We start from the raw sequence: 7,347 nt of genomic DNA, 5'->3' as shown, positions 1-7,347 counted from the left end.
GGAGCATCCTGAAGCGTCAGAGGGGCGAGAAGCCCCTATGAAAGTGTCGTGTCCCGGGGGCAAAGACATATACAAGGAATTTCGAGGACACGACACTAGGATAGTCTGAGAAGTCTTCCGTCCGGCGAACCCCGATCCAGTCACGCAGAAAGGGTCTCCCGTTGAAAAGAATCTTCCTCGTTGACGGCTCTCAGCTTGCCTATCGCTCTCACTTTGCGTTCATAAAGAATCCGCTCAGGAGCTCGAAGACTGGAGAGATCACAAGCGCGACATTCGGATTCGCGCGGACTCTGAAGAAGCTGTTGGAGGAGGCCCCGGAATACATAGCCGTTGTTTTCGACAGCAAGGCTCCGACCTTCAGACACGAGCAGTTCAAGGAATACAAAGCCAACCGGCCGGGCATGCCGGAAGAACTGGTGAGCCAGCTTCCGCGAATAAAAGAGCTCGTCGATGCGTTCTCGATTTCATCAATAGAGCTTCCGGGATACGAAGGCGATGACGTGATCGGCACTCTGGCAAAGGCAGCTTCTGACCGGGGATTCGAGGTCGTCATTGTGTCGGGGGATAAGGATCTGCTCCAGCTCGTCTCCCCATCAGTGAGGCTTCTCATCCCGGGGAGGTCAGGAGAAGAGGCCAAGGTCATGGGTGAGGGGGAAGTCCTTGAGAAATACGGCATAAGACCTGACCAGATAGTGGATATGCTTGCCTTGGCCGGTGATGCGACCGATAATGTCCCAGGGGTTAAAGGAATAGGCGAAAAGACTGCTGTAACACTTTTAGTTAAATATGGTTCGGTTGAAGCCATATTTCGTGACGAGCTTGCGGGAGAGAAAGAACGCTTAAGGGAAAGACTGAGGCAAGGGAAGGAAAGCGCGCTTCTGAGCAAGGAGCTTGTCACGATAAAATGTGATGTGCCTGTCCCGGTCGGGCTGGAACAGCTTCAGAGGAAAGAGCCGGACCAGGCCAGGCTTTCGGTCCTCGGCGAGGCGCTCGAATTCAGATGGCTCAGGGATTTGGGCCGGAAGAGCGAGAAGATGGAAGGTGCATATGAGATGGTAGATGAGGCAGGGAGAAGCCGGGTTCTCGGGAAGCTCCGCGATGCAAGCGTAGTCTCTGTGGCAGTCCGTTCAACCGCTGAGGATCCTATGAAAGGGGCTGTTCTGGGAATAGCTCTCTCAATCGAGCCCGGAAAGGCATTCTGCTTCTCGCCCCGCCCGGGGGGCGATGAGCTCCATCCGGATGAGCTGAAGATGCTTGGCGAGACGGTCTTTTCAAATCAAGCTTGCGTCAAAGTTGGCCACAATCTGAAGGACGATCTTATTCCTCTTGAGAGGAGCGGAATACGCACCTCCGGCGGGATTTTTGACGTTTCGGTGGCATGCTACCTTCTCAATCCCGGCTCGAGAACCGACATGGATTTTCTCTTAGAGGCAAGGAATCTCGGAAGACTGACGCCGAAAGAGGGCGAGGTGCCTTCCGGCGATCTCCTATATGCGTGTGAGAGGGCCGATTCAGCAATGAGACTTTTCGAGATTCTTAAGCGAGAGCTGCGTCTTGAGAATCTCGAATCGGTTTTCTCTGAGATTGAGATGCCCCTTCTTCTTGTCCTGAAGGACATGCAGATGGCCGGAGTTCACGTCGATACCGGCATTCTGACCGCGATGTCGGCCGAACTCGGAGAAGAGCTTTCGAGGCTGGAAGCCGAGATCTACGAAACTTCAGGCTACAGATTCAATATCAACTCTCCACAGCAGATCGCTGACGTTCTTTTCGAAAAACACAAGCTTCCGCGTGGGAAGCGAACCAAGAAGGGATACTCAACCGATTTTGATGTTCTTGAAGCTCTGGCAGTCAGTTTCGAGCTCCCCCGCAAGATCATCGACTACAGGCAGCTCTACAAGCTGAAGAGCACTTATCTGGATGCGCTTCCCCAGGCAATAAACGAAAGAACGGGCAGAATACATGCCTCATTCAACCAGACTGTGACGACAACCGGAAGGCTCTCATCGAGCGAGCCAAACCTCCAGAATATCCCGTTCAGGGGGGAGCTGGGGAGAAAGATAAGAAAGGCTTTTACCGCAGAGAAACCCGGATGGTCGCTTCTTTCGGCTGACTATTCGCAGATCGAGCTGAGAATTCTTGCTCATCTTTCCCGGGACGTGGAGCTTGTCCGCGCATTCAAGAGCGGCGAAGACATTCATGCAATTACCGCTTCTCGCATTTTTGACGTGCCGGAGTCGCTTGTAAGTGACGACATGCGAGCCAAGGCGAAAGTCGTGAATTTCGGAGTCATTTACGGGATGAGCCAGTTTGGTCTCTCCAGGGAGCTTAGGATAAGCAGAGAGAGAGCCGGCCAGTTCATCCAGAAATTCTTCGAAAGCTACGGAGGTGTGAAGAGATACATAGATATCCTCCTCGAAGATGCCAGGAAGGAAGGAGTCGTGAGGACGATGACGGGGAGAAAAAGGCACGTCCCCGAGATAAGAAGCAAGAATGAAAGGCTCAGGGCTGAAGGGGAGAGAGCCGCAATCAATGCGCCGATTCAGGGTTCTGCAGCAGACATAATGAAAAAGGCGATGATGGATATTTCACGCGAACTCAAGAGGCTCAAGGCGAAAGCGAAGCTCATACTCCAGATTCATGATGAGCTCCTTTTTGAACTGCCGGATGATGAGGCAGACGAGGTAGAGCCCCTCATAAAGAGTCTCATGGAGAATGCAGTTCCGCTTTCTGTCCCTGTTGTAGTCCGGACTGGGAAGGGAAAGAGCTGGTATGACGCGCACTGAGAGGCCCGGCATGAGCATCGTGGTCGGTGTGACAGGCGGAATAGGCGTTGGGAAATCGCTTTTCTGCGAGCTGCTTCGCTCCGAAGGCGGTACGATTATTGACGCAGACAGATTTGGTTGGGAAATTCTCAAGAATGACAGAAACGTGAAGACGGAGCTCCTCGGATGTTTCGGAGAAGGAATAATCGGAGACGACGGAGAAATCGATCGAAAAAAGCTTGCTCTCCTGGTTTTCTCTGACAAGGGGAAACTTAACAAGCTGAATGCAATCGTTCATCCTCGTCTTCTGTCGGGAGTGAGCGAGGAGGTCGCCAGGCTCAGGAAGGAGGGGTGCGCCGTCATCATAGTCGATGCCGCGCTCATTAGTGAGTGGAAGACCGAGAAAGATTTTGATATCATAGTCTTGGTTACTGCCCCGCGGAAAGACAGGATCGGAAGGCTTCTGGAAAAAGGAATGAAAGAAAAGGAGATCTCGGACAGGATCGATTCGCAGACCGGTGATGATGAACGAAAGGAAACGGCAGACCTGATCGTGGAAAACGATGGCAGCATTGAAGACCTTGGGAAGAAGGCGAACGAAGTCTGGAGGAAAATAGTCTTGCTCGGAAAAGGATGAAACACCTTACGTCTTAATGGCTGTCAACTGGCAGCGGGCAATACTGACTAACGGAATTCCAGTGTGCCGTCCACGGAGGAGGAAGATGGTATCCGAAATAAGAAAAAGACTTGAGGATTCAAAGAAGGCGCTTCTCAACCTGCGGGAGTTTCTTTGAGCTGGACTCTGTCGAGAAGAAAATCTCGAATATAGAGAAGGAGATGTCTCTCTCCGGCTTTTGGGAGAGAGAGAACTCAAAAGAGACCATTGAGAGGCTCAAGAAACTCAAAAAGGCGTACGAAAGTTGGAATCAGGCCAATACACGGTGTGACGAAGAGCTTCTTCTTCTCGAATTGGTGGAGCAGGAAAACGACACCGCCTCTCTGGAAGAGATCAACCGTACATCCGCTGAAATTTCCTCGCAAGTTCAACTCCTGGAGCTTGCCTCATTTCTCTCAGATGAAAATGACATCATGGGTGCCCTTGTTTCGATTCATCCCGGTGCAGGCGGAACCGAGTCGCAGGACTGGGCAGAGATGCTTCTCAGGATGTATCTTCGGTGGATTGAGAAAAGAGGCTTTGAGTACTCTGTGCTGGATTATCAGCCGGGGGACGAGGCAGGAGTGAAAGACGTCACCGTTGAGGTAAAAGGCCAGTATGCCTACGGGTATCTCAAATCGGAGAGCGGAGTCCATAGATTGGTTCGTATTTCCCCATTTGATGCAAACAAGAGAAGGCACACCTCCTTTGCCTCCTTGTTTGTGTATCCTCTGCTGGATGACACTGTGAAGGTTGAGATAAGGGATTCCGATTTGAGAATCGACACTTTCAGGGCAAGCGGCGCCGGCGGTCAGCACGTCAATAAGACCGATTCAGCGGTGAGGATAACACATATACCCACGGGCATGGTTGTTCAGTGCCAGAGTGAGAGATCTCAATTCAGAAACAGAGAAAATGCCATGAAGGTCCTGATGGGCCGCCTTTATGTCCACTATAAGGAGGAGGAAAAGAAGAAGCTTGAAAGATTGACGTCTGAGAAGAAAGACATATCATGGGGCAGCCAGATCAGGTCCTACGTATTTCAACCCTACACACTCGTGAAAGATCACAGGACTGGATGGGAGACGAGCAACGTCCAGGAAGTGATGAACGGTGAAATCACTCCTTTCATTGAAAGCTATTTGAAGAGAAAAACGAGTCCCGGAAAGGGTGGCTAGATGAGGCGGTAAGGGCCGGAGAGAACAGTCGAATTTCCTGGAAGGAGGAGAGCATATCTTGGGAGAAAGTTTCCTGAATCCGCTGATTTTCAGACAGTACGATGTGAGAGGGATTGCCGAAACCGACTTGAACGACGAGGCGATGGTCACTCTTGGCAAGGCGTATGGGACGTACATGGGGAAGAAGGGGCTCCTGAAAGTCTCCCTTGGGAGGGATGTGAGGCCAAGTTCGGAAAGGATCTCGCGGAGTCTGAAAGAGGGTGTTCTTTCCTGCGGGTGCGATGTCATTGACATAGGAATTGCGACAACTCCGCTCCTTTACTTTTCGATAGTCAGTCTCGGCGTTGACGGCGGAATGATGGTGACCGGCAGTCACAATCCCAGGCAGTATAACGGTGTGAAACTCTGCCAGGGCCTTTCCAGCATCTACGGTGAAGAGCTTCAGGTTTTGAGGAAGATTGCAGATGAGGGAAGCTTTTCAACCGGCAGCGGAAGAGCTCGCGAGACCTCGGTTCTTGACAGGTACGTTGATGAAATAAAAAACAGGATTGTACCCTCATCAAGACTGAAGGTGGGCATTGACTGCGGGAATGGAACCGGAGGACCGGTTGCAGAGAGAGTTTTTGGTGCCCTGAAGCAGGATGTGATTCCGATTTTTTTTGAGCCGGACGGGAGGTTTCCAAACCACCTGCCGGACCCGACTGTGGATGAAAATATGAGAGTTCTTTCAAAGGCGGTTGTTGATGGTTCTGCCGATCTCGGAGTAGGTTTCGATGGAGATGCCGACAGGATCGGGGCCGTGGACGAGAGGGGGAGAATGGTGAGAGGTGATCAACTTCTTGCCATATTTGCAAAAGATGTCCTCTCGAGGAAGAAGGGGGCGAAGATAGTACTCGATGTCAAGTGTTCTCAGGGACTTGTGGAGGAGATTGAAAAGTGGGGCGGCATTCCGATTATGTCAAGAACCGGGCACGCCATAATAAAAGCAAGAATGAAGGAGGAAGGTGCGCCGGTAGGAGGAGAGTTGTCCGGCCACATGTTTTTCGCGGACAGCTACTACGGTTTTGATGACGGGATATACGCTGCGGCCAGGCTTGTAGAAATCCTGTCCAGGTCCGGGAAGAGGCTCTCTCTTATGGTAGATGAAATCCCGCACTATTTCTCAACGCCTGAGATTTGGATTGACTGCAGCGATGAGGAGAAATTCGAGGTCATTGAGAGACTCAAGAAGTTCTTCAGTGAAAGATACAAGGTAATAGACATTGACGGGGCAAGAGTCATTTTCGAGGATGGGTGGGGTCTTGTAAGGGCATCGAATACTCAGCCCGTTCTTGTTCTCAGATTCGAGGCTAAGTCCGAAGAAAGGCTCGCACAGATAGAATCGCTTTTCAGGGATAAGGTTCGCGAACTGGGCGGAGCTGCGGTGAAAATCCGGGAGACCTGAGCCCTAGAGTATTCTCAGAGCCCGGCTGAATCTTGTGAGGGACTCGGAGCCTTTGTCAGTCAGGGCGACGATGTCCTCAATCCTCACGCCGAATCTGCCGGGGATGTAGATTCCCGGCTCTATGGAGAAGGTCATCCCTCTACGGAGTCTTTCGGCGGAGGAGTTCACAATGTACGGCTCTTCGTGTCCCCTGAGACCGATTCCGTGACCGGTTCTGTGAGTAAAGAACTCTCCAAACCCCCTCTTGTCGATTGAATCCCTGACGGCGCTGTCGATCTGAAATGCTTTGACAGAGGGTTTCGATTTCGCTCTTCCAATTCGGTTTGCCTCAAGAACAATCCCGTAGATTTCCAGGAACTTCCTTTCTGGCGGTCCCACATGGTACGTTCTCGTGATATCGGAGTTGTACCCCTTGTAGGTACCTCCAATGTCCAGAAGAAGCGGTTCGAGCCTCCTGAGCTTTCGTGCCCCGGAATTGTGATGCGGAATCGCCGAATTGGGACCTGAGGCTACAATAGCCCAGGGCTCATCAAGGCCGCTCCTGCCCAAAGCGTCGAGTATGATAGCCGCTATCTCTTCTTCCCTCATTCCAGGGGTGATAACCCTTAGGGTGGAGGCAAGCACATTCTCGGTCAGACGGGCGGCTTTCCTCATAAGCTGAAGCTCCGCCGGCTCTTTGACGGACCTGAGGCGGCTCATGACCGGAGAAGCGGAGACGAATTGAACGCGCCTGAGTACTCCGGTCATTTCCAGCTGATGGCAACTCCAAAGCTCGTCTCCGACGGCCGTTCTTCCCCGTCCTGAACCATAAGCTTCGAGAATATCGACCAGAGGGAAAATAGGGTTCTTCCCGTCCTCCCACGTGAAGATCAGACAAGAATCGGTGGAGGATTTTATGAAGTCCTTTTCCAGGGTAGGGGCAAGGAAACAGGGAATACCTTTTCTCGGAACCACGAAAAGGAACAGCCGTTCGCTCTGCGTTTTCTTGATCCCGGTTAGATAGAGAAGATCGGCTGATGGCGGAATCAGAAGGCAGTCAAGCTCAAAATCCTTCAAAAGCCGCCGGGCGCGCTTCACGCGACCCATATAGTCTATGTTTCTCACTTTTCTGACACTAGCATAGAATCTACGGGGCGTCAATCCGATCAATGCATTTTGCACTGGGAATATTTGTTGCACTGATTGGGTTTGAAAGGATGATTGTGTGAAGATAACAGGACTTTCCCCGAAATTTGATCTGTAGTTTTTCGAATTGATGTATTACCAGCAGGTTAGCCTGATTACGAACTGGAATTGGTGAATTTT

At 51.5% G+C, this 7,347-nt stretch carries 5 protein-coding genes; 4 read left to right on the top strand and 1 reads right to left on the bottom strand.

The window, feature by feature from the left end:
• Positions 1 to 161 precede the first annotated feature (161 nt).
• The 4 genes from polA (at position 162) to QME66_12140 (ending at position 6,042) form a co-directional block, all read left to right on the top strand.
• A complete protein-coding gene (polA, locus tag QME66_12155; GenBank protein MDI6809717.1) occupies positions 162 to 2,786 on the top strand; it encodes a DNA polymerase I in 2,625 nt (874 codons plus the stop codon).
• Positions 2,773 to 3,402 (top strand): dephospho-CoA kinase, encoded by a 630-nt coding sequence (gene coaE, locus QME66_12150; GenBank protein MDI6809716.1) that lies wholly within the window; start codon positions 2,773 to 2,775, stop codon positions 3,400 to 3,402. Before polA ends, coaE begins: the two co-directional genes overlap by 14 nt.
• A gap of 85 nt (positions 3,403 to 3,487) precedes the next feature.
• A protein-coding gene (prfB, locus tag QME66_12145) for a peptide chain release factor 2 (GenBank protein MDI6809715.1) occupies positions 3,488 to 4,598 on the top strand; the annotation gives its coding sequence in 2 pieces (ribosomal slippage) (positions 3,488 to 3,556 and positions 3,558 to 4,598; 1,110 coding nt in all).
• A 58-nt stretch (positions 4,599 to 4,656) separates the two neighbouring features.
• Complete coding sequence (locus QME66_12140; protein MDI6809714.1) at positions 4,657 to 6,042, top strand: phosphomannomutase/phosphoglucomutase; 1,386 nt, start codon at positions 4,657 to 4,659, stop codon at positions 6,040 to 6,042.
• 3 nt (positions 6,043 to 6,045) lie between these two features.
• Here QME66_12140 and QME66_12135 read toward each other — a convergent pair whose 3' ends face one another.
• Positions 6,046 to 7,128, bottom strand: a complete 1,083-nt coding sequence (locus QME66_12135; protein MDI6809713.1) for a Xaa-Pro peptidase family protein — start codon at positions 7,126 to 7,128, stop codon at positions 6,046 to 6,048.
• Between the last annotated feature and the right edge of the window lie 219 nt (positions 7,129 to 7,347).

The sequence above is a fragment of the Candidatus Eisenbacteria bacterium genome (assembly GCA_030017955.1).
In the GTDB taxonomy this organism is placed as follows: domain Bacteria; phylum Eisenbacteria; class RBG-16-71-46; order JASEGR01; family JASEGR01; genus JASEGR01.
This window is presented reverse-complemented; position numbering and strand designations above follow the sequence as displayed.